We start from the raw sequence: 19,913 nt of genomic DNA on the forward strand, positions 1-19,913 counted from the left end.
GGCTGTCATCAATTTATGCGTCAAAGGAAATAAGAAATGTCCACACGTCAGAGCGGTACCGTCAAGTGGTTTAACGACGAGAAAGGTTTTGGTTTTATCACTCCAGAAAGCGGTCCGGATCTGTTCGTACATTTCCGCGCCATTCAGGGCAACGGCTTCAAAAGCCTGAAAGAAGGCCAGAAAGTGACTTTCGTTGCTGTGCAAGGCCAGAAAGGCATGCAGGCTGACGAAGTACAAGCAGAAGCCTGATCTTCTGATACGAAAAAGCCCCTGATATTGATATCAGGGGCTTTTTTGTGCGCGCTTATCCGTAAAATGGCGCTTCCATTCGCGTCCCGAGGCTGCCATGTCGAAACACCTGCTCACGCCGCAAGGGGACTTTCCTCCCGTTGCTCTCGGTCGTCGTCTGGCGGCAATGTTCTACGACTTCCTGCTGTGCACCGCCCTGCTGATCGTCACCGGATTCATCTATAAGTTGATCCAGGCGGCGATCATTGGCGAAGAGCGTCTGCGAGTGATGACCGACGCCGGCCAGCTGGATGGTGATCCGCTCTACTCCACGGTGCTGCTGTTGGTATTGTTCGGCTTCTTCGCCAAGTTCTGGACCCACGGCGGGCAGACACTGGGCATGCAGGTGTGGGGGATCCGCGTGCAGAACGCCAACGGCACAGCGATCAGCCTGTGGCAGGCGCTGCTGCGCTTTATGGTGTCGATCGCGTCGTGGTTGTGTATCGGGCTGGGGTTCTTCTGGTCGCTGTTCGACAAGCAGAAACGCACCTGGCACGACATCTATTCGGATACGCGTGTGGTGCGGATCCCGAAGAAGAGCAAATAATTTCCATGCTCAAGAGTCGGCCTGTGGTGAGGGGATTTATCCCCGTCCGGCTGCGTAGTAGTCGTAAAGGAGCCCACGCGGTATCCCTGATATGCCGCGGTGTTTGATTTAGGGCGGCTTCGCCACCCAACGGGGATAAATCCCCTCACCACAGGGCTCACTCATACAAGGGGTTCTCTCAGGCGTTGCCGGCCAATTTCATCCGCGCTGCCTGGGTGAAGTCGAGCATGCGCTTCAATGGGCGGATCGCTTGGGGAATCAGCGCCGGATCGACAAAGATCTCGTTGGTGCCTTCCTTCAAGCTCTTGAGCGTGCGCTCAAGGGTGTTCATGGCCATCCACGGGCAATGTGCGCAACTGCGGCAAGCCGCGCCGTTACCGGCGGTAGGCGCTTCGATGAAGACCTTGTCCGGGCACAGCTGCTGCATCTTGTAGAAGATGCCACGGTCGGTGGCGACGATCAGGGTCTTGTTCGGCAGGCTTTGCGCGGCAGCGATCAACTGGCTGGTGGAACCGACGGCGTCCGCCAGTTCGATCACCGAAGTCGGCGACTCGGGATGCACCAGAATCGCCGCGTCCGGGTACAGCGCCTTCATGTCTTCGAGCTGCTTGGACTTGAATTCTTCATGGACGATGCAAGCACCGTCCCACAGCAGCATGTCGGCGCCGGTCTTGCGCTGAATGTAGGTGCCCAGATGCTTGTCCGGGCCCCAGATGATCGTCTCGCCGTTGTCCATCAGGCTTTCGACGATCTCCAGTGCACAGCTCGAAGTCACCACCCAGTCGGCCCGAGCCTTCACGGCGGCGGAAGTATTGGCATACACCACCACGGTGCGCTCTGGATGCTGATCACAAAACGCCGAGAACTCATCGACCGGGCATCCCAGGTCCAGCGAGCACGTCGCCTCCAGGGTCGGCATCAGCACTCGCTTTTCCGGGTTGAGAATCTTTGCCGTCTCGCCCATGAATTTCACGCCGGCGACCACCACGGTCTTGGCCGGATGGGCGTTGCCGAAGCGGGCCATTTCCAGGGAATCGGATACACAGCCGCCGGTCTCTTCGGCCAGGGCCTGAATCACCGGATCGCAATAAAAGTGGGCAACCAGCACCGCGTCCTGAGCCTTGAGCTCGGCGGCGATGGCGGAACGGTAATAAGCCTCCTCTTCTGCCGTCAGCGGTTTGGGCTGTTTGGCGTCGAGGTGGGCTTGAACCAGAAGGCGTTCGGAAATCTGCGTCATGTTCGCAAGACCTGCAGGCGCATTCGCGCGAAAGTCGAGTATACACCCGGCTCCGGACCGTTAGAGGGTACCGCCGGGAGAGTGAGTATCATCAGGCACGGACAGCGTTGAAGCTGCGCAAGGCTACAGAATATCCCGTTGAGACAAAAGATGATTCTGACCTGTATCAGGTCGGGTCGCACTGAAACATCGAACGCCCGAATTGCAGGCAAAAAAAAACCCGGAAATCCTCACTTTCGTGGGCCTTCCGGATTTTCTAAACCGCCAAATATGGTGGGTCGTGTGGGATTCGAACCTACGACCAATTGGTTAAAAGCCAACTGCTCTACCAACTGAGCTAACGACCCGCTGTGTGGTGGCGCGTATAATACTGATTTTTAAGGACTATTCAACACCTTTTTTGAAAAAGATTAAAAATAAGGAGTTGGATCGCTCACACCCGCCGCCGCGAAGCCTTCAGCACGCAGGCGGCAGCTGTCACATTTGCCGCAGGCGCGGCCGTCATCGTCTGCCTGATAGCAGGAAACCGTCAGGCCATAATCCACGCCCAGCTTCATGCCAGCCTGGACGATCTGCGCCTTGCTCAGGTTTTGCAGTGGCGCCTGAATGCGGAAGCCATTGCCTTCCACGCCCGCTTTGGTGGCCAGGTTGGCCATGCGCTCGAACGACTCGATGAACTCGGGACGGCAATCCGGGTAGCCGGAATAATCCACTGCATTGACGCCGATGAAGATGTCGCGCGCGCCGAGCACTTCGGCCCAACCCAATGCCAACGACAGGAACACCGTGTTGCGCGCCGGCACGTAAGTCACCGGAATGCCTTCGCCCAGCTCTTCCGGAATATCGATGCTGGTGTCAGTCAGCGCCGAGCCGCCCATGCCGTTGAGATTCAGGCCAATGACCTTGTGCTCGACTACTCCCAGATCGCGAGCAACGCGGGCGGCGGCATGCAATTCAGCATGGGAGCGCTGGCCGTAATCGAAGCTCATGGTATAGCAGGCGTAGCCTTCGGCGCGTGCCATCGCCACCACGGTGGCCGAGTCGAGGCCGCCCGAAAGCAGGATAACGGCACGTTTTTCGGTAGTGTTCGGTTGTTCAATCATCTCAGCGCCCCGGCTCATCATTCCATAGATATTTATGCAACTGCAGTTGCAGCCGCACTGGCAGGTTATCTGCCACCACCCAATCCGCCAGATCCCTGGCATTGAGGTCATGATGACTTGGGGAGAAAAGCACTTCACCCGCACGTCTATCAAGCCCGTACTGGATCAGTTTCGATACCGCCCAGTCATAGTCTTCCCGCGAGCAGATGACAAATTTCACCTGATCGTTGCGGGTCAGCAGTTCGATGTTCTCGTAACGGTTGCGATGGGCTTCTTTCGAGCCCGGCGTTTTCAGGTCGACGACGCGACTGACACGCGGATCGACGGCGGACACGTCGAGGGCGCCGCTGGTTTCCAGCGACACCTCGTAACCGGCATCACACAACCGTTCAAGCAAAGGAATGGCGTTCGGCTGAGCCAACGGCTCACCGCCGGTGACACAAACGTAACGCGGACGATAACCGGCCACTTGCTCAAGGATGTCGTCGAGGGTGCGGACGGTGCCGCCGCTGAACGCATAAGCGCTGTCGCAGTATTGGCAACGCAACGGGCAACCGGTCAGGCGCACGAAAACCGTGGGCAGCCCGGCAGTCCGAGTTTCCCCCTGCAACGAGTAGAAAACTTCGGTGATTCTCAATGTGTCTTGCATAGTCGCCACGGGCGTAACAGCTAAACAGGCTGTCCGCCTCCGTCAGGCACTTCAGGCAATCCCGCCAACGCGTAGACCACAAGAAGCGTGTTTCAGAAAAAGGGCGTGAATTCTAACGAAAAAACCCGCGACAAGCGCGGGTTTCTTCTAAACACGGATGAACAGGCTTACATGCGCTGCAAATCACGCTGGGCCAGCTGCGCGGCGGAAGTGCCCGGATATTGGGACACCACCTGCTGCAGAATGCCTTTGACCTTGTCGGTATGACCGAGGCGGCGTTCTACGTCAGCCAGCTTGTACAGTGAATCCGGCACTTTGTTGTGCTTGGGATACAGCTGCGAAACCTTGGCAAAGGCCTGACCTGCACCCTGCAGATCACCCTTGGCCAGATTCACTTCGCCCAACCAGTACTGGGCGTTGCCCGCGTACTGGCTGTTGGGGTATTTGCGCAGGAAAGCGGCGAAGGCCTGGCTGGCCTTGTCGAAATCCTTGGCTTTGATCAGGTCGAAAGCGGCATCGTAATACAGCTTTTCCTTGGCCGGATCAGCCGGTTCGCTACCCGCAGCAGGGGCCTGGGCTGCCGCAGCAGCACCCGCGCCTGCGGCAGCACCGGCAGCAGCACTTGCATCGCCACCGGCAGAAGAATTCTCGGGAGTCGCGGCTGGTGCAACGCCGGATCCTATGCGCCGATCAAGATCCTGGTATCGCTCCAGGGATTCCTGCTTCATGCGCGAAACCTGATTCTGCAGTTCTTCGATCACGCCCTGTTGGCGCGAGATCTGGTCCTGCATCTGTTGCAATTGGTTGAACAGCATGCCTTGTGCCGAGGCAGGGGCCGAAGCCGCTCCCCCGGCATAGGCGCCGTTCGTACCGTAACCCGCAGGCGGATAACTGCTCCCGCTATTGTTATAACCGGAGTTGTCATCGACCACAGGAACCGCAGCCCACGCCGCAAGCGGCGCAAGGCTGAGAGCCAGAACAGTTACAGCACGACGGCACGTTCGCATATCGAATTACTTACGCAGTTCGACGCGACGGTTCTGGGCCCAGGACTGCTCGTCGTTGCCGGTAGCAACTGGACGCTCTTCGCCGTAGGAAACCAGTTCCAGCTGAGCTGGGGAAACACCTTGCAGTACCAGGTAGCGCTGAACGGCTTTCGCACGACGCTCGCCCAGTGCCATGTTGTACTCACGAGTACCACGTTCGTCGGTGTTGCCTTCCAGAACAACGCGAGCGCCGTTTGCTTTCAGGTCTTTGGCGTGAACGTCCAGAGCGCGCATGGCTTCTGGCTTCAGGTCCGAGCTGTCGTATTCGAAGTAGAAGGTGGTGATTGCGCGCAGAGCAGCTTCTTCGCTCAGGGAACCGTCAACGGCACCGGTGTTTGCGCCGTAACCAGCGTTTGGATCAACAGCGCCTTCACCGGCGTTGTCGCCGCCTTTGGACGAGCAACCTACAGCTACAGCCATGGCCAGAGCCAGCGCAGCAAATTTACCAAACTTCAGCATTTCCATCGTGAAACTCCTAATGAACCCCAGTGTGTTAAGTAAAACGTGTAGCGCCCGCTCACTTCAGGTAAGGGGACCAGGACGGTTCTCTGACTTCGCCTTGAGCGGTAGGAAGCGGGAGCCTCACGCGTCCATTAATGGACACGAGCATCAAGACTCCCCGGCCCTGTTGGCGGGTGGCGTAGATTACCATGGTGCCGTTGGGCGCAACAGTAGGTGACTCGTCCAGAGTGCTATCAGTGAGGATCTTTACACTACCTCGCTGCAGATCCTGAGCTGCCACCTTGAAATTGGTGAAGCCATCCTGACGATGAATCATCACCAAAGTCTTTTCATCAGCCGAAAGTTTCGGGTTGGCGTTGTAGTTGCCCACGAACGTCACACGCTCGGCACCACCGCCACCGACGCTGGTTTTATAGATTTGCGGCTTGCCGCCACGGTCGGAGGTGAAGTAGATGGTCGAGCCATCCTTGCCCCAGAACGGTTCGGTATTGATGCCCTGACCATTGGTTACGCGGCTGATCTGACGCGAACCGAGGTTCATCACGTAGATGTCCGGGTTACCGTCTTTCGACAGAACGAACGCCAGGCGATTGCCATCCGGCGACCAGGCTGGCGCGCCGTTGAGGCCCTCGAAGTTGGTGATCTGCTCACGGCGACCGGTGTCGATGTTCTGCATGAAGATACGCGGACGCTTCTGCTCAAACGACACGTAGGCGATACGCTTGCCGTCCGGTGCAAAACGCGGCGACAGGATCGGCTCGCGCGATTGCAGCAGAGTCACTGCGCGGGCACCGTCATAGTCGGAGCGCTGCAGGGTGTAGCGCGTGTTCTTCTCGGAAAAACGCTCGGCCGTCACGTACAGCAGGCGCGTCGAGAAGGCACCTTCAATGCCGGTCAGCTTCTGGAACGACTGATCGGAGATGAAGTGCGCCATGTCACGGATCTGGTCGGTCGTACCGGAAACACTGCCGTCCGCCACTTTCTGCTCGGTGGCGACGTTGAACAGCGCCCACTGCACCTGCAGACGACCGCCCGCTGGAGCGATGCTGCCGACCATCATGTACTGAGCACCCACCGCCTTCCAGTCACGGAAGATGATTTCGCTCGGCTGGCTTGGCTGGCTGATCATGTTGGCTTTCGGAATCGGCGAGTAATAGCCCGAGTTGCGCAAATCGTTGCCAATGATTTCAGCCATGTCGTCAGGCAACACGGCGCCGCCCTGCATGCCGAACGGTACGACGGCGATCGGAGTGGCCCGATCGCTGCCGCTGGTGACCAGAATGTTCTTTTCATCTGCCGTCGCGATCCCTGCCATGCAGCAGATCACGACCAGCATTCCTCGAAGAAGGTTTCTCACAAGGCTAGATCCTCAGGTGTGAATGTCATCTTGAATGAACGATACGGAGCGAAATCGCTCGGCTTCATTCCCTGCATTTCTGTCAAACGTCCAATATTCTTCACTGCCGCGACCGCCGAAGCATCGAACGGACCGTCACCGCTGGACTTGGCCACGCTGACCGAGGTCACTGTACCGTCCGGCAACATGCCGATTTGCAGCACGACCGTCATGCCTTTGCGCGCCGAAGGAGGACGAGCCCAGCCTTCCGCTGCACGAGCGCGAATCAGGTCATCGAAACTGCCGGCAACTTCGTCACCCTGCTCATCTGCCAGGGCCTGCTGACGCTGCGGCGTGTCGGAAAGCAGATCTGCCAGGGCCTGGGCCTTTTTGTCTTCGGCGGATTTGCGTGCCGCTTCCTGCGCTTTCTTCTTCGCAGCATCGGCAGCAGCTTTCTTCTTCGCGTCTTCGGCGACTTTCTTCTTCGCCTCTTCAGCTTCAGCTTTCTTCTTGGCGTCTTCTGCGGCTTTCTTCTTCGCGTCTTCGACGATCTTCTTCTTGGCTTCTTCGGCAGCGGCCTTCTTCGCCTCTTCCTCAGCAGCCTTTTTCGCTTCGTCTTCGGCCTTCTTCTTGGCTATATCAGCCAATTGTTTCTCTTCGGCCTTTTTCGCTTCGGCTTTCTTCGCGTCGTCGGCTTTCTTGGCTTCATCAGCCTTTTTCGCCTCGTCGGCTTTTTTCGCCTCGTCGGCCTTCTTGGCTTCCTCGGCCTTTTGAGCCGCTTCCTCTTTCTTTTGTTCCGCCGCCTTCACCGCTTCCTGCTCGATCTTTTTCTGCTCCATCTGTTCGACTTCGGTCTGGCGCGCGGCGGATTTCTTCGCCTCACCCGCAATCTTCTGATTGGTCTGGGTGGTCGCCTGACTTTTCGATTTCAGCTGGTACAGAGTCGCCTGGACGATCGGCTTGGCCGGCGGCAGTTCGGGCGTGAAGGCAAAACTGACGAACAGCATGCCGAACACCAGCACGTGCAGGACGATTGCCAGAACACTAGGCCAGAAGTAGCTTTCCGAGGCGGACGGCTCTCGCTGTTGCTGCATCAGGGGGCCTCGGTAATCAGACCAACGTTACCGACCCCGGCTTTCTGCAACCCGCCCATGGCACCCATGACGGCGCCGTAGTCGACAGTCTTGTCACCACGAATGAACACCTGGGTGCGTTTGCCGCCCTCGGTGCCGGCGCGGATGATCTTGGTCACCGCGTCAGTCATCTGTGGCAGGGTCATGGCCCTGTCCTGTTGCTTCTCGGTGTCGACTTCGCTGCCAAGGTTCCAGTAGTAGGTCTTGTCAGCCTTGATCGAAATGGTCAGGACCTGAGTGTTGTTGTCCTGCGGCAAGGCTTCGCTGGAAACCTTGGGCAGATCAACTTTCACGCCCTGATTGAGCATCGGCGCGGTCACCATGAAGATGACCAGCAGCACCAACATCACGTCGATGTAGGGCACCACGTTCATCTCGGCGACCGGCTTGCGCTTTTTGCGAGCTCGAGCGATTAAAGCCATCGGGAAATACCTGCTTATTCTTCGCTGGTGTGCACTTTGCGGTGCAGGATCGCCTGGAATTCATCGGCGAAGGTGTAGTAGCGGCCCAGCAAGGTTTCGCTGCGCGCAGCAAAACGGTTGTAAGCGATGACCGCCGGGATCGCAGCGAACAGGCCGATCGCGGTGGCGATGAGGGCTTCGGCGATACCCGGGGCAACGGTGGCCAGGGTCGCTTGCTGGGCGCTGGCCAGACCGCGGAAGGAGTTCATGATCCCCCACACGGTGCCGAACAGACCGATATAAGGGCTGACCGAACCGACGGTGGCGAGGAACGGCAAGCTCTGCTCGAGTTTCTCTTCTTCGCGCGAGATGGCCACGCGCATCGCACGAGCGACACCTTCCATCACGGCTTCAGGATCGACACCTGGCTGCTGACGCAGACGGGAGAATTCCTTGAAGCCGGCACGGAAGATCTGCTCCACGCCCGAATCCGGATCAGGGTTGCTGCCAGCCTGACGGTACAGTTTGGACAGGTCGATACCCGACCAGAAGCGCTCTTCGAAGCTCTCCAGGGCACGTCGACCGGCACGCAGCAAATTGCTGCGCTGAAAGATCATGATCCATGAGGTCACCGATGCGGCCACCAGGGTCAACATTACCAACTGCACCACGATGCTGGCATTGCTGACCAGGCTCCACATGGAGGAATGGTCGACGACGTTAGCTTCCACGCTTTATCTCCTGCTTTGAGTGTGTACCCGGGCCGACCGCGTCGGCGAAGGCCGCACGCAGGTCTTCGGGAAGGGCCCGGGGTTTCAAACTGTCGGTGCGCACGCAGGCCACCAAAAACTGCCCTTCGCAGAGCAGCACATTATCCGTGGCCCGCCTGACCTGCTGTTTGAAGCGCAGGCTGGCACGGTTCAATTCGATTACATCAGCGCTTACCAGCAGTTCGTCATCCAGTCGCGCCGGCGCGTAGTAGCGCGCTTCGCTGGAATGCACGACGAACAACAGGTCCTCTCCGGCAAGCACAGATTGGGCAAAACCCAGTTCCCGTAGCCGCTCGGTTCGAGCCCGTTCCATAAACTTGAGGTAATTAACGTAATACACGATGCCGCCCGCATCGGTGTCCTCGTAATAAACGCGACAACGATGTGCGAACGGCTCAAGCCCGTTTTGCGCGCGCATACTCTAGTGCTTACTCCTCAGGTTGCCAATCCGGCCAGACAACTGTTTTTCGTGGTTTCAAAGCTTTAACGCAAAAGTACCGTCGTCTGACAGTACAAACCCTGAATAAATCACCAGCAAATGTGTATCAATCGTCGACGGCGTCGAGAAACTCGTCTGCCACGGGCATCTCGCCCATGCGTGACGGAACATTCAAACCGAAATGCAAATAGGCATGCCGCGTCACCACCCTGCCCCGTGGCGTGCGCATGATATAGCCCTGCTGAATCAGATACGGTTCGAGCACGTCTTCAATGGTGTGGCGTTCTTCACTGATCGCCGCCGCCAGACTGTCGATACCAACCGGACCGCCGTCGAACTTCTCGATCATGGTCAGCAGCAGACGCCGGTCCTGGTGATCGAAACCGTGTTCATCGACGTCCAGCAGGTTCAGCGCCAGATCCGCCACCGCTTTGGTGATGTGGCCCTTGGCGCGTACTTCAGCGAAATCGCGCACCCGCCGCAGCAGACGGTTGGCAATTCGCGGCGTGCCACGAGCGCGACGGGCGATCTCGAACGAACCTTCCGGATCCAGCGGCAGACCGAGAATGGCCGCCGAACGACTGACGATCGTTGCCAGATCCGCCGTGCTGTAGAACTCCAGGCGCTGGACGATACCGAAGCGATCACGCAACGGATTGGTCAGCATGCCGGCGCGGGTGGTGGCGCCGACCAGAGTGAAAGGCGGCAGATCGAGTTTGATCGAACGCGCCGCCGGCCCCTCGCCAATCATGATGTCGAGCTGAAAATCTTCCATCGCCGGGTACAGCACTTCTTCAACGATCGGCGACAGACGATGGATTTCGTCGATGAACAACACATCGTGCGGCTCAAGATTGGTCAGCAACGCGGCCAGATCACCCGGGCGTTCCAGCACTGGCCCGGAGGTGCTCTTGATCGACACGCCCATTTCCTGGGCAATGATGTTCGCCAGCGTGGTCTTGCCCAGCCCCGGCGGGCCGAAGATCAGGGTGTGATCGAGGGATTCGCTGCGGCCACGGGCGGCCTGGATAAACAGCTCCATCTGCTCGCGCACGGTCGGCTGGCCAATGTAGTCGGCCAGGCTGACCGGGCGGATGGCCCGATCCTGGACTTCTTCGCGCTCGCGCGGGCTGTGCGCGGCGGCGATCAGACGATCAGCTTCAATCACTTAAATCATTCCCTTCAGAGCGCGGCGGATCAGGTCTTCGCTGCTCAGGTTCTTGTCTTTGATCGCGGAAATCGCCTTGCTCGCTTCCTGCGGCTTGTAGCCCAGGGAGATCAACGCGCTGACCGCATCGGTCTCGGCACTGTTGACCGGCGCCGGGCCGTCCGGCTGATTCGGCACCAGCGCGAACATCGCCGGCGAAGTTTCCCAGGCCTTGAAGCGATCTTTCAATTCCACCAGCAAACGCTCGGCGGTTTTCTTGCCAACCCCCGGCACCTTGGTCAGCGCCGAAGTGTCCTGAGACTGCACGCAGCGCACCAGCTCGTCGACTTCCAGGCTCGACATCAACGCCAGCGCCAGTTTCGGTCCGACGCCATTGAGACGGATCAGCTCGCGAAAGAAGTCTCGCTCACGCTTGCCGGCAAAACCATAGAGCAATTGCGCATCTTCGCGTACAACCAAATGGGTGTGCAGGGTCAGCGGTTCGCCGACCGACGGCAGACGATAAAGGGTGGTCATGGGCACTTCCACCTCATAGCCAAGGCCGTTCACATCGAGAATCAGGTGCGGCGGCTGTTTCTCAGCCAGGGTGCCGCGCAAGCGTCCAATCACGTTTTGAATCCTTGAGCGCTGGCCAGCCGTGGGCTGGCGACGATTGAAGGTGGCTTGCGCGCCGACAACACAGGCACCGCGAAGTCACTTTCGAGAAAATTGATGCTGATGCTATCAGAGACGCAGGCGCCCGCCACGACTGCGTGCGGTTCCCAGCCCGTGCGGCAGCAGGCTTGAGCGCGTGTGCGCATGGCAAATGGCAATCGCGAGGGCGTCGGAGGCGTCGATCTGCGGCTTGCTGGTCAACTTGAGCATGTGCATGACCATCATCTGCACCTGCTCCTTATTGGCCGCACCGGTGCCGACCACCGCCTGTTTGACTTGCGTGGCGGTGTACTCGGCGATTTCCAGACACTCTTCGGCGCCGGCGACAATCGCAGCGCCCCGCGCCTGTCCGAGCTTCAGCGCCGAGTCGGCGTTTTTCGCCATGAACACCTTTTCGATGCCCATGGTCACCGGGCCGTAGGTCTTGATGATTTCGCGCACGCCGCGATAGACGATCTGCAGACGCTCATGCAGCTCGCCGGAACCGGTGCGAATGCAGCCCGAGGCCACATAGATGCAGCCACCCCGCCCGGTATCGCGAACGATCCCGTAACCGGTGATGCGCGAACCGGGGTCGATACCAAGGATTAAAGTCATAACGCCTGCAGATTCATAAAACGATTTACCTGACAGCCAATAGCAAATGTGGGAGCGAGCCTGCTCGCGAAGGCGGTATGTCAGCAGATACAGGTGCTGAATGACACACCGCTTTCGCGAGCAGGCTCGCTCCCACAAGGAAGACTAGTCGCTTATCAGCCAAGCTGAGCGGCGACGTCTTCCGGGATGTCCGCGTTGGAGTAGACGTTCTGCACGTCATCCAGGTCCTCAAGCATGTCGATCAGCTTGAGCACCTTCTCCGCGCCTTCCAGATCCAGCTCGGCGCTGGTGGTCGGCTGCATGACGATTTCCGCATCGTCACCCTTGAACCCGGCCGCTTCCAGCGCGTTGCGCACCGCATAGAAACCGGTGAACGAGGTGAACACGTCGATCGAACCGTCTTCGTGGGTGACCACGTCATCGGCATCGGCTTCCAGCGCCGCTTCGGTCAGTGCGTCTTCATCGACGCCCGGAGCGAAGCTGATCTGGCCCTTGCGCTCGAACAGATACGCCACCGAACCATCGGTGCCGAGGTTGCCGCCACACTTGCTGAACGCGTGACGCACAGCCGCCGCAGTGCGGTTGCGGTTGTCGGTCATGCACTCGACCATCACCGCCACACCGCCCGGGCCGTAACCTTCGTAGGTCAGTTCTTCAACGTTGTCCGCTTCAGTGGCGCCGGCACCGCGCGCGACGGCACGGTCGATGATGTCGCGACTCATGTTCGCGCTCAACGCCTTGTCCAGAGCCAGACGCAGACGCGGGTTGGAACCCGGATCACCGCCACCCTGACGGGCCGCAACGGTCAGTTCACGGATCCACTTGGTGAAGATCTTGCCCCTCTTGGCATCCTGACGTTCTTTGCGGTGCTTGATGTTTGCCCACTTGGAATGACCTGCCATAACTTGCTCCGAATGCTCTTTGAAACCTTGCCCGCCCCGCCGAGGCAGCGGCCGGCAATTGAAAAATTCGACCTGAGAAAGAAAAAAGGCGCATCCGAAGATGCGCCTTCAGGCCCGTCTTACTCAGCCTTTGGCGTTTCGCGCAGGCGAATGTGCAGCTCGCGCAATGCCTTGGCATCCACTACGCCCGGAGCCTGCGTCATCACGTCGGCAGCACTCTGGGTTTTCGGGAAGGCGATCACTTCACGGATCGACTGGGCGCCGGTCATCAGCATCACCAGACGGTCCAGACCGAAGGCCAGACCACCGTGCGGCGGTGCGCCGTACTTCAGCGCGTCGAGCAGGAAGCCGAACTTCTCTTCCTGTTCCGCTTCGTTGATGCCCAGCAGGCGGAATACCGCTTGCTGCATTTCCTTGCGATGGATACGGATCGAACCGCCGCCCAGCTCGGTGCCGTTCAAGACCATGTCGTACGCACGGGACAGTGCGCCGGCCGGGTTGGCTTCGAGCTCCTGCGGGGTGCACTTCGGTGCAGTGAACGGGTGGTGCAGCGCCGAGAAGCTGCCGTCGTCGTTCTCTTCGAACATCGGGAAGTCGACGACCCACATTGGCGCCCACTCGCAGGTCAGCAGCTTCAGGTCGTGACCGAGTTTGATACGCAGCGCGCCCAGGGCTTCGCTGACGATCTTGGCCTTGTCGGCACCGAAGAACACGATATCGCCATCGACTGCGCCAACGCGATCGAGGATCACGTTGAGCTTGTCTTCCGGGATGTTCTTCACGATCGGCGATTGCAGACCTTCAACACCGGCGGCACGCTCGTTGACCTTGATGTACGCCAGGCCCTTGGCACCGTAGATGCCGACGAACTTGGTGTAGTCGTCGATCTGCTTGCGCGGCATGCTCGCCCCGCCTGGAACACGCAGTGCGGCGATGCGGCACTTCGGATCGTTGGCCGGGCCGCTGAACACCTTGAAGTCGACCTCTTTCAACTGGTCGGCAACGTCAACCAGTTCCAGCGGAATACGCAGGTCCGGCTTGTCCGAACCGTAGCGGCGCATGGCTTCTTCGAAGGTCATGTGCGGGAATTCGCCGAACTCCAGGTTCAGCACTTCCTTGAACAGGTTGCGGATCATCTGCTCGGTCAGGCCCATGATCTCTTTTTCATCGAGGAAGCTGGTCTCGATGTCGATCTGGGTGAATTCCGGCTGACGGTCGGCACGCAGGTCTTCGTCACGGAAGCACTTGGCGATCTGGTAGTAACGGTCGAAGCCGGCCACCATCAGCAGTTGCTTGAACAGCTGCGGCGATTGCGGGAGGGCGAAGAACGAACCGGCGTGGGTACGGCTCGGCACCAGATAGTCACGCGCACCTTCCGGAGTGGCCCGGGTCAGGATCGGCGTTTCGACGTCGAGGAAGCCGTTCTCGTCGAGGAAGCGACGGATGCTGGTGGTCATGCGCGAACGCAGACGCAGCTTCTCGGCCATTTCCGGACGACGCAGGTCGAGGAAGCGATAGCGCAGGCGGGTTTCCTCGCCAACGTCGGAAAACTCGTTGAGCGGGAACGGCGGGGTTTCCGACTCGTTCAGCACTTCCAGTTCATAACCCAGCACTTCGATCATGCCCGAGGCCATGTTGGCGTTGGTCGCGCCGGCCGGACGCAGACGCACCTTGCCGGTGATCTTCACGACGTATTCGCTGCGCACGCGGTCGGCGGCGGCGAAGCTCTCGGCGCGATCCGGGTCGAACACCACCTGAGCCAGACCATCACGATCACGGATATCGAGGAAAATCACCCCGCCGTGGTCGCGGCGACGGTGAACCCATCCGCAAAGGGTAATTTCCTGGCCTTCCAGGCTTTCGTTCAGTTGGCCGCAATAGTGGCTGCGCATCATGGTGTGGTTCGCTTCTCGTAATTCGAAATTCGGTGGAGATCCCGCCGCCATCAAGCAGGGCGGAAACTCACGCGTGTCGTTCGTTCAGGGTTTGAACCCTAGTCAGCTTTGTCGCCACCGGCCAGATTCTTCTTGGCTCCGGTCTTGAAGTCGGTCTCGTACCAACCGTTGCCGCTGAGGCGAAAACCCGGCATGGACAGCTGCTTCTTCAGTTCGGGCGCCTGGCAGGCAGGGCAATCGACCAACGGTGCGTCGCTGATCTTCTGAATGGCTTCCAACTGATGACCACAGGAAGCACATTGGTAATCGTACATTGGCATGGAGGTGTCTCGGCGATCAGATTGCTGCCGCGCGCAGGGCTTTGCGGCGAAAGCGCGGGATTATATCGATTAAATGCGGGCTGTGCAGCCGTAACGCTGCACGGCCCGCAACCTCGTTGCAACCGCCGTTTCAGCGCGAAACTGCGGGTGCGAGGTCTTTGATCCCGTTCATGACACAAACCACCCGTACCAGCGCACTGAAATTCTTCACCCCGCCGTAACGCAGATGCACCTCACGATCGACGTGGGATAACAGTGTGCTGACCGAACAATGATTGTCCTCGGCCATGCCGCCGAGGATGTTCCAGTAGACCTGCTCGAGTCGCAGGCAGGTCGCAAAACCATTGAGGCGAATCGACCGCGACAGCGGCCGGATCAGATTCATGTCGAACTCGCTGACAAACGGATCGACCTTTATTACATGCCGCGAAGCCGACATCCTGTCGCTTCGCCTGTCTCCTTCTACCATAGCGTTGACACTCCTTTGCCATGACTGCTGATTTATAAGGCAACATCCTGCGCCTTCATAAAAACCCAGTGACAAAGTTCGCGCCATACGACTTGTTGACCAGCCTCGTAGGATAAGCCAACGACAACGGTAAGAGTCTGGAGAGCATGCGGACGACCTCACGCCGTCCGCCGCGTCTGGATCATTCCTCGAGCAGTGCGCGCAGCATCCACGCAGTTTTCTCGTGCACTTGCATGCGTTGGGTCAGCAGGTCAGCGGTCGGCTCGTCGCTGACCTTGTCCAGCAGCGGGAAAATGCCGCGCGCGGTACGGGTCACCGCTTCCTGGCCTTCGACCAGTTGCTTGATCATGTCTTCGGCGCTCGGCACACCGACTTCTTCTTTAATAGAAGAAAGACGCGCGTAGGTCGCGTAGGCACCCGGCGCCGGGAAGCCCAACGCACGGATACGCTCGGCGATCAAATCGACGGCCAGCGCCAGCTCGTTGTATTGCTCTTCGAACATCAGGTGCAACGTGCGAAACATCGGGCCAGTGACGTTCCAGTGGAAGTTATGGGTTTTCAGATACAGCACGTAGGTGTCCGACAGCAGTCGCGACAGCCCTTCGACGATGGATTTGCGGTCTTCTTCACTGATACCGATATCAATTGCCATGCTTGCCCCCTAACAGTGATTGAATTCATCCAGCAGGTTCGGTCCCACTGTAGCAAGGCAAGAGCCGGCTCGCAGCTATGAATCCGTGGTCAGACTGCGACAAATCGACCGTTTCTCTGCCGCTGGCCGGGCTGATTTGAGTAGCCGCAGGCTTTGCTGTTAAATAGGCAGTGTGTCGCCATGCCCTATTTTCCGGGGTGTTGCGCATAGGCTGATGCCGTGTACGTGTCCACCGCCTCTTATTTTGTCCTGAAGCGAACCGTGCGCCTTCAGCTCTTCCTTGTGAGCCGTCATAACGTGAGCCAATCAAAATGTTGAAAATCGTCCACCTGCTAATGGGCGCAGCAGCCTTGCTGCTGTCGTTCATACCCAGCCTGAAAGCCGAAGCCGTTCCTTACCTGCAACAGCCCGATGCACTTTACCTGGCCTTTTTCGGCCTGTTGAACCTGGTCATCGCTCCAGTGATTCCTTACTGGAACAAAGGCCCGCGCCAGCATCTGCAAAATCTGGTCAGCGCCCTTCTGGTACTGACTGTCGTCCTGCAAACTTTGACCCTGATCGCGCCGATGCCGGTCATCGCTGGCCAGCCGGCGGTGTTGTTCAGCCTGGTGATCGCCCTGGTTGCCGTGCTGCTGCATCTGGCCGTGAGCTTCTACAAATCGTCACCGGCCGCTGCGCCGACTACCTATGACATGAGCAATCGCGATACCGGCACCGTGAAGTGGTTCAACACTTCCAAGGGTTTCGGGTTTATCTCCCGGGACTCCGGCGATGATATTTTCGTGCACTTTCGCGCCATTCGTGGCGAAGGCCACCGTGTTCTGGTCGAAGGCCAGCGCGTCGAGTTCTCGGTGATGAACCGCGACAAAGGCCTGCAAGCCGAGGACGTGATCGCCGCCCTGCCGCGTCGCTGATCCAAAGCAAAAAAAACCGCGAACAGCCTGTCTGTTCGCGGTTTTTTTATGCCTGCCGAATGGCTCAATAATGCGGCGGCGGTGCATCTTCCTCAAAAGCACCGAACTGCCCGACCATCTCTTCGTGACGCTTGATCAGCGCTTCCATCTGCAATTGCAAGCGCTCGATGACCTTCTGCTGCGCCACCAGCACATCGTTCAATGCCTGAATGGTGTCATCCTGAAAGGCCAAACGGCTTTCCAGATCGGTAACGCGTCCTTCAAGGCTCATGACTCAGCCCTCCAAAAAAGTGAATTCATCGGTCAGCACCAGACGCAAGCGCTCGCGAATGGCTGCTACCTGTTCCGCGCTGTACGGCTTGGCCGGGTGCCTGCCCCAGACCGGAGCCGGCCAGGCGACATCGTCACGCTTACGCACGATCACATGCATATGTAACTGGCTGACAACGTTACCCAGGGTTGCCACGTTCAGCTTGTCGGCGTCGAACGAATCCTTGAGTAACTCGGCAAGGGTGGTGGTTTCTCGCCATAGCTGTTGCTGATCGGCGACATCCAACTGAAACAACTCGCTTATATCCTCGCGACGAGGTACCAGTATGAACCAAGGGTAATTGCTGTCGTTGGACAGCAACAGCCGGCACAACGGAAAGTCGCCGATGACCAGGGCGTCCTGTTGAAGTCGTGAATCCAAAGCAAACACTGTGAGCACTCCCGCTGATCCTCTAACTCAGCTTAGCGGCGGCCCATTCGAAGCAGCGCGCCAAGCGACAGAACGGCAGCATACCTGCGAATGCAGCGAGCTTCACGCCGCTGCCGGCAGTAAATCGCCAGGCGCTCCGACATGAAACATTTATCCCGGCCGCGCACCAACACAGGCCCCGATATGAGCCTTGACGTGAAGAGCTGCACGAAAATCCTTGATCTGCCGTACCTCAGGTCAGTCGCCGCCAGATTGGCCAAGGCTGGATTCATGATTTTTTTGCACCAAAACTGCACAACACGACTACGCTCACTGGGTCGGGCATCCGCTAAATACTCAGTAAGGGGTGAACCGGTAACGTTTTTTGCTGTCCTGCGCACCCTGGGTGCGCTGCAACACCATTGGGAGAACCTCGTCAAGCCCGCAGCAAAAAAGGCTCCGGAGCCCCGTTTTCACACGGTTTTCACATCTGCGAGCGGCCCACAGAAAAATAACCGCAGCGTTTTCGCGGTTTGTGCACGCTTGTTGCATTAGTAACCGTATGGACTATAAGCGCACCACTGGAAGTGGTCGCTTGAAGCCAATAAAAACAGTGGCAGGGTTGCCCGATGGAGATTCAAGTGTTTTGCCAGGGACTCTTTTTTAGCGATGCAAAAAAGGCCCGGAAACAGCGATAAAGTTGTCAGTCCGGCTGCATCGGTACTGTGAATTTGCGACATCCAGCGCTCCTTTTGCGACAACGCCGTAAAGAAGCTGAAAGGTTGATTTCGCAAGTATCGCCAACAATGTCGGCGTGATATAAGTTTGCGCCGACACAAAAAGAAAGAGCCGCCCAGATAATAAAACAGGTGGGACGGCAGTACTCTTCTAAAAACCAAAGGAGCAAATCACGATGCGCGTGATGAAGTGGAGCATGATCGCCCTGGCTGTTGCAGCAGGCACCTCGCAGTTCGCAATGGCGTCTTCTCAAGATGAAGCCAAAGGTTTCCTGGAAGATCAGAGCCTGAAACTGAAGACTCGTTTCGAATACATGAACCGCGACTACAAAAATGGCGCGGGCAACGTTTCCAACGGTGACGGCACTTTCAAAAGTGGCTATCGCCAGGATAGCGGTCTCAGCCAACTGCTGACTTACGAGTCGGGCTTCACTCAAGGCACCGTAGGCTTCGGTCTCGACGCCATGGCCATGGGTTCGGTAAAACTGGACGGCGGTTCGGGTCGTCGTGGTAACGGTTTGTTCGCCAACGACAGCGATGGCAACCCTGAGAAATCCCAGGGCAAGGTCGGCGGCGCAGTCAAATTCCGTGTATCCGACACCGTTCTGAAATACGGTCAGCAATTCGTTGCCAGCCCGGTTTTCGCCACTGACGACAGCCGTCTGCTGCCAGAAGTCGCCACCGGTACCCTGATCACTTCCAAAGAGATCAAAGGTCTGGAACTGAGCGCAGGTCGCTTCACCGCCCTCAGCAAGCAAACCGGCATGGGCCGCGACAGCATCGGTGGTCTGCCGGATGAAGATGGCAATGGCGGCAAAGGCCTGACCAGCATCAACATTTTTGGCGCCAGCTACTCGTTCACCGACAATTTCACCGGTGCACTGGCGGCTTCCGACGCTGACGACTACTTCAAGAAGTACTACGTCAACCTCAACTACACCTTGCCGATCAACGACGAGCAGTCGCTGAACTTCGACTTCAACGGCTACCACACCAAAGGCGACAGCCGCGGTGATCTGGTTGACGCAATTGGCGATGGCACCACCGGTGTAGACAACAACCTGTGGTCCCTGGCTGCTGCGTACAGCATCGGTGCTCACAAATTCACCCTCGCTCACCAGCGTTCCAGCGGTGACAACGCTTACTACTACGGCGTTGACGGCAACAGCACCATTTTCGTCGCCAACTCCATTCAGATCTCCGACTTCGTGGGCCGCGACGAGCGCTCTTGGCAAGCTCGCTACGACCTGAACATGAAAACTTACGGCGTACCTGGCCTGAGCTTCATGACCCGTTACGTAATGGGTGACCACATCACCACCAACGGTCTGGGTGAAGGTAAAGAGAACGAGTGGAACGCCGAGTCCAAGTACGTGGTTCAGGAAGGTCCGGCCAAAGACCTGTCGTTCCGTCTGCGTTACGCCATGTACCGCTCCAACGGTGCCTACAGCGGTTACTCGTCTGATAACAACGACACCCGTCTGATCATCGAGTACCCACTGAACATCCTCTAAT

The 19,913-nt window shown here is 58.3% G+C and carries 24 protein-coding genes and 1 tRNA gene; 4 read left to right on the forward strand and 21 right to left on the reverse strand.

Annotated elements, in window-relative coordinates; translation table 11 throughout:
* Nucleotides 1-36: 36 nt before the first annotated feature.
* Complete coding sequence (locus NF676_RS20860) at nucleotides 37-249, forward strand: cold-shock protein (protein WP_003227496.1); 213 nt, start codon at nucleotides 37-39, stop codon at nucleotides 247-249.
* Between the two features lie 97 nt (nucleotides 250-346).
* On the forward strand, nucleotides 347-835 hold the full coding sequence (locus NF676_RS20865) for an RDD family protein (protein WP_016773510.1): 489 nt from the start codon (nucleotides 347-349) through the stop codon (nucleotides 833-835).
* Nucleotides 836-1,013: 178 nt separating this feature from the next.
* On the opposite strand, the gene nadA is transcribed toward NF676_RS20865, so the two are convergent.
* The 19 genes from nadA to NF676_RS20960 form a co-directional block, all read right to left on the reverse strand.
* The gene (nadA, locus tag NF676_RS20870) at nucleotides 1,014-2,072 is read right to left on the reverse strand and encodes a quinolinate synthase NadA (RefSeq protein ID WP_016773509.1); all 1,059 of its coding nucleotides are present in this window, start codon (nucleotides 2,070-2,072) and stop codon (nucleotides 1,014-1,016) included.
* A gap of 271 nt (nucleotides 2,073-2,343) precedes the next feature.
* Nucleotides 2,344-2,419: transfer RNA gene (locus NF676_RS20875), tRNA-Lys, on the reverse strand.
* Between the two features lie 63 nt (nucleotides 2,420-2,482).
* A complete protein-coding gene (gene queC, locus NF676_RS20880) occupies nucleotides 2,483-3,175 on the reverse strand; it encodes a 7-cyano-7-deazaguanine synthase QueC (RefSeq protein ID WP_252886703.1) in 693 nt (230 codons plus the stop codon).
* Between the two features lies 1 nt (nucleotide 3,176).
* Nucleotides 3,177-3,824: a 7-carboxy-7-deazaguanine synthase QueE gene (gene queE / locus NF676_RS20885; RefSeq protein WP_041479789.1), complete on the reverse strand. Its 648-nt coding sequence runs from the start codon at nucleotides 3,822-3,824 to the stop codon at nucleotides 3,177-3,179.
* Between the two features lie 167 nt (nucleotides 3,825-3,991).
* Complete coding sequence (ybgF, locus tag NF676_RS20890) at nucleotides 3,992-4,831, reverse strand: tol-pal system protein YbgF (RefSeq protein WP_024014085.1); 840 nt, start codon at nucleotides 4,829-4,831, stop codon at nucleotides 3,992-3,994.
* A gap of 6 nt (nucleotides 4,832-4,837) precedes the next feature.
* Complete coding sequence (gene pal / locus NF676_RS20895) at nucleotides 4,838-5,335, reverse strand: peptidoglycan-associated lipoprotein Pal (RefSeq protein ID WP_003178634.1); 498 nt, start codon at nucleotides 5,333-5,335, stop codon at nucleotides 4,838-4,840.
* Nucleotides 5,336-5,387: 52 nt separating this feature from the next.
* On the reverse strand, nucleotides 5,388-6,668 hold the full coding sequence (gene tolB / locus NF676_RS20900; RefSeq protein WP_164488347.1) for a Tol-Pal system beta propeller repeat protein TolB: 1,281 nt from the start codon (nucleotides 6,666-6,668) through the stop codon (nucleotides 5,388-5,390).
* Between the two features lie 17 nt (nucleotides 6,669-6,685).
* Nucleotides 6,686-7,762, reverse strand: a complete 1,077-nt coding sequence (tolA, locus tag NF676_RS20905) for a cell envelope integrity protein TolA (RefSeq protein WP_016773505.1) — start codon at nucleotides 7,760-7,762, stop codon at nucleotides 6,686-6,688.
* On the reverse strand, nucleotides 7,762-8,214 hold the full coding sequence (gene tolR / locus NF676_RS20910; RefSeq protein ID WP_160767866.1) for a protein TolR: 453 nt from the start codon (nucleotides 8,212-8,214) through the stop codon (nucleotides 7,762-7,764). The genes tolA and tolR overlap by 1 nt, the downstream gene beginning before the upstream one ends.
* A gap of 23 nt (nucleotides 8,215-8,237) precedes the next feature.
* Nucleotides 8,238-8,933 (reverse strand): protein TolQ, encoded by a 696-nt coding sequence (gene tolQ / locus NF676_RS20915; RefSeq protein WP_008080223.1) that lies wholly within the window; start codon nucleotides 8,931-8,933, stop codon nucleotides 8,238-8,240.
* The gene (gene ybgC / locus NF676_RS20920) at nucleotides 8,923-9,390 is read right to left on the reverse strand and encodes a tol-pal system-associated acyl-CoA thioesterase (RefSeq protein ID WP_150637475.1); all 468 of its coding nucleotides are present in this window, start codon (nucleotides 9,388-9,390) and stop codon (nucleotides 8,923-8,925) included. Before ybgC ends, tolQ begins: the two co-directional genes overlap by 11 nt.
* 127 nt (nucleotides 9,391-9,517) lie before the next feature.
* Nucleotides 9,518-10,579, reverse strand: coding sequence for a Holliday junction branch migration DNA helicase RuvB (gene ruvB / locus NF676_RS20925; protein ID WP_024014087.1), 1,062 nt, complete (start codon nucleotides 10,577-10,579; stop codon nucleotides 9,518-9,520).
* A complete protein-coding gene (ruvA, locus tag NF676_RS20930) occupies nucleotides 10,580-11,188 on the reverse strand; it encodes a Holliday junction branch migration protein RuvA (RefSeq protein WP_024014088.1) in 609 nt (202 codons plus the stop codon).
* Between the two features lie 114 nt (nucleotides 11,189-11,302).
* Nucleotides 11,303-11,830, reverse strand: a complete 528-nt coding sequence (gene ruvC, locus NF676_RS20935; RefSeq protein WP_016773501.1) for a crossover junction endodeoxyribonuclease RuvC — start codon at nucleotides 11,828-11,830, stop codon at nucleotides 11,303-11,305.
* A 155-nt stretch (nucleotides 11,831-11,985) separates the two neighbouring features.
* Nucleotides 11,986-12,732, reverse strand: coding sequence for a YebC/PmpR family DNA-binding transcriptional regulator (locus tag NF676_RS20940; protein ID WP_024014089.1), 747 nt, complete (start codon nucleotides 12,730-12,732; stop codon nucleotides 11,986-11,988).
* 119 nt (nucleotides 12,733-12,851) lie between these two features.
* The gene (gene aspS, locus NF676_RS20945; RefSeq protein ID WP_041479793.1) at nucleotides 12,852-14,627 is read right to left on the reverse strand and encodes an aspartate--tRNA ligase; all 1,776 of its coding nucleotides are present in this window, start codon (nucleotides 14,625-14,627) and stop codon (nucleotides 12,852-12,854) included.
* A 98-nt stretch (nucleotides 14,628-14,725) separates the two neighbouring features.
* Complete coding sequence (locus tag NF676_RS20950; RefSeq protein WP_016773499.1) at nucleotides 14,726-14,947, reverse strand: FmdB family zinc ribbon protein; 222 nt, start codon at nucleotides 14,945-14,947, stop codon at nucleotides 14,726-14,728.
* Between the two features lie 130 nt (nucleotides 14,948-15,077).
* The gene (locus NF676_RS20955) at nucleotides 15,078-15,416 is read right to left on the reverse strand and encodes a ribbon-helix-helix domain-containing protein (RefSeq protein ID WP_038861040.1); all 339 of its coding nucleotides are present in this window, start codon (nucleotides 15,414-15,416) and stop codon (nucleotides 15,078-15,080) included.
* A gap of 181 nt (nucleotides 15,417-15,597) precedes the next feature.
* Nucleotides 15,598-16,068 carry a Dps family protein gene (locus NF676_RS20960; protein ID WP_041479794.1) on the reverse strand — a complete coding sequence of 157 codons (471 nt, stop codon included), beginning with the start codon at nucleotides 16,066-16,068 and terminating at the stop codon, nucleotides 15,598-15,600.
* A gap of 311 nt (nucleotides 16,069-16,379) precedes the next feature.
* Here NF676_RS20960 and NF676_RS27615 point away from each other — a divergent pair, with 311 nt between their 5' ends.
* On the forward strand, nucleotides 16,380-16,982 hold the full coding sequence (locus NF676_RS27615) for a cold-shock protein (protein WP_016773496.1): 603 nt from the start codon (nucleotides 16,380-16,382) through the stop codon (nucleotides 16,980-16,982).
* A gap of 64 nt (nucleotides 16,983-17,046) precedes the next feature.
* Here the strand turns inward: NF676_RS27615 and NF676_RS20970 are convergent, their stop codons facing one another.
* Both NF676_RS20970 and NF676_RS20975 read right to left on the reverse strand, forming a co-directional pair.
* Entirely contained in the window at nucleotides 17,047-17,253 is a 207-nt protein-coding gene (locus NF676_RS20970; RefSeq protein WP_041479795.1) for a SlyX family protein, read from the reverse strand.
* A gap of 3 nt (nucleotides 17,254-17,256) precedes the next feature.
* On the reverse strand, nucleotides 17,257-17,682 hold the full coding sequence (locus NF676_RS20975) for an HIT family protein (protein ID WP_252886704.1): 426 nt from the start codon (nucleotides 17,680-17,682) through the stop codon (nucleotides 17,257-17,259).
* A gap of 892 nt (nucleotides 17,683-18,574) precedes the next feature.
* On the opposite strand from NF676_RS20975, the gene NF676_RS20980 reads away from it, so the two are divergent.
* Nucleotides 18,575-19,912, forward strand: a complete 1,338-nt coding sequence (locus NF676_RS20980; protein WP_016773493.1) for an OprD family porin — start codon at nucleotides 18,575-18,577, stop codon at nucleotides 19,910-19,912.
* Nucleotide 19,913 lies beyond the last annotated feature (1 nt).

It is taken from the genome of Pseudomonas siliginis, assembly GCF_024072275.1.
Classification (GTDB): domain Bacteria; phylum Pseudomonadota; class Gammaproteobacteria; order Pseudomonadales; family Pseudomonadaceae; genus Aquipseudomonas; species Aquipseudomonas siliginis.

Excerpts from the sequence above, each read along its gene's own strand:
- NF676_RS20860 (WP_003227496.1), top strand. The coding sequence starts at position 37 with ATGTCCACACGTCAGAGCGGTACCGTCAAGTGGTTTAACGACGAGAAA.
- NF676_RS20865 (WP_016773510.1), top strand. The coding sequence starts at position 347 with ATGTCGAAACACCTGCTCACGCCGCAAGGGGACTTTCCTCCCGTTGCT.
- nadA (WP_016773509.1), bottom strand. The coding sequence starts at position 2,072 with ATGACGCAGATTTCCGAACGCCTTCTGGTTCAAGCCCACCTCGACGCC.
- queC (WP_252886703.1), bottom strand. The coding sequence starts at position 3,175 with ATGATTGAACAACCGAACACTACCGAAAAACGTGCCGTTATCCTGCTT.
- queE (WP_041479789.1), bottom strand. The coding sequence starts at position 3,824 with ATGCAAGACACATTGAGAATCACCGAAGTTTTCTACTCGTTGCAGGGG.
- ybgF (WP_024014085.1), bottom strand. The coding sequence starts at position 4,831 with ATGCGAACGTGCCGTCGTGCTGTAACTGTTCTGGCTCTCAGCCTTGCG.
- pal (WP_003178634.1), bottom strand. The coding sequence starts at position 5,335 with ATGGAAATGCTGAAGTTTGGTAAATTTGCTGCGCTGGCTCTGGCCATG.
- tolB (WP_164488347.1), bottom strand. The coding sequence starts at position 6,668 with ATGCTGGTCGTGATCTGCTGCATGGCAGGGATCGCGACGGCAGATGAA.
- tolA (WP_016773505.1), bottom strand. The coding sequence starts at position 7,762 with ATGCAGCAACAGCGAGAGCCGTCCGCCTCGGAAAGCTACTTCTGGCCT.
- ybgC (WP_150637475.1), bottom strand. The coding sequence starts at position 9,390 with ATGCGCGCGCAAAACGGGCTTGAGCCGTTCGCACATCGTTGTCGCGTT.
- ruvC (WP_016773501.1), bottom strand. The coding sequence starts at position 11,830 with ATGACTTTAATCCTTGGTATCGACCCCGGTTCGCGCATCACCGGTTAC.
- NF676_RS20940 (WP_024014089.1), bottom strand. The coding sequence starts at position 12,732 with ATGGCAGGTCATTCCAAGTGGGCAAACATCAAGCACCGCAAAGAACGT.
- aspS (WP_041479793.1), bottom strand. The coding sequence starts at position 14,627 with ATGATGCGCAGCCACTATTGCGGCCAACTGAACGAAAGCCTGGAAGGC.
- NF676_RS20950 (WP_016773499.1), bottom strand. The coding sequence starts at position 14,947 with ATGCCAATGTACGATTACCAATGTGCTTCCTGTGGTCATCAGTTGGAA.
- NF676_RS20955 (WP_038861040.1), bottom strand. The coding sequence starts at position 15,416 with ATGGTAGAAGGAGACAGGCGAAGCGACAGGATGTCGGCTTCGCGGCAT.
- NF676_RS20960 (WP_041479794.1), bottom strand. The coding sequence starts at position 16,068 with ATGGCAATTGATATCGGTATCAGTGAAGAAGACCGCAAATCCATCGTC.
- NF676_RS27615 (WP_016773496.1), top strand. The coding sequence starts at position 16,380 with ATGTTGAAAATCGTCCACCTGCTAATGGGCGCAGCAGCCTTGCTGCTG.
- NF676_RS20970 (WP_041479795.1), bottom strand. The coding sequence starts at position 17,253 with ATGAGCCTTGAAGGACGCGTTACCGATCTGGAAAGCCGTTTGGCCTTT.
- NF676_RS20980 (WP_016773493.1), top strand. The coding sequence starts at position 18,575 with ATGCGCGTGATGAAGTGGAGCATGATCGCCCTGGCTGTTGCAGCAGGC.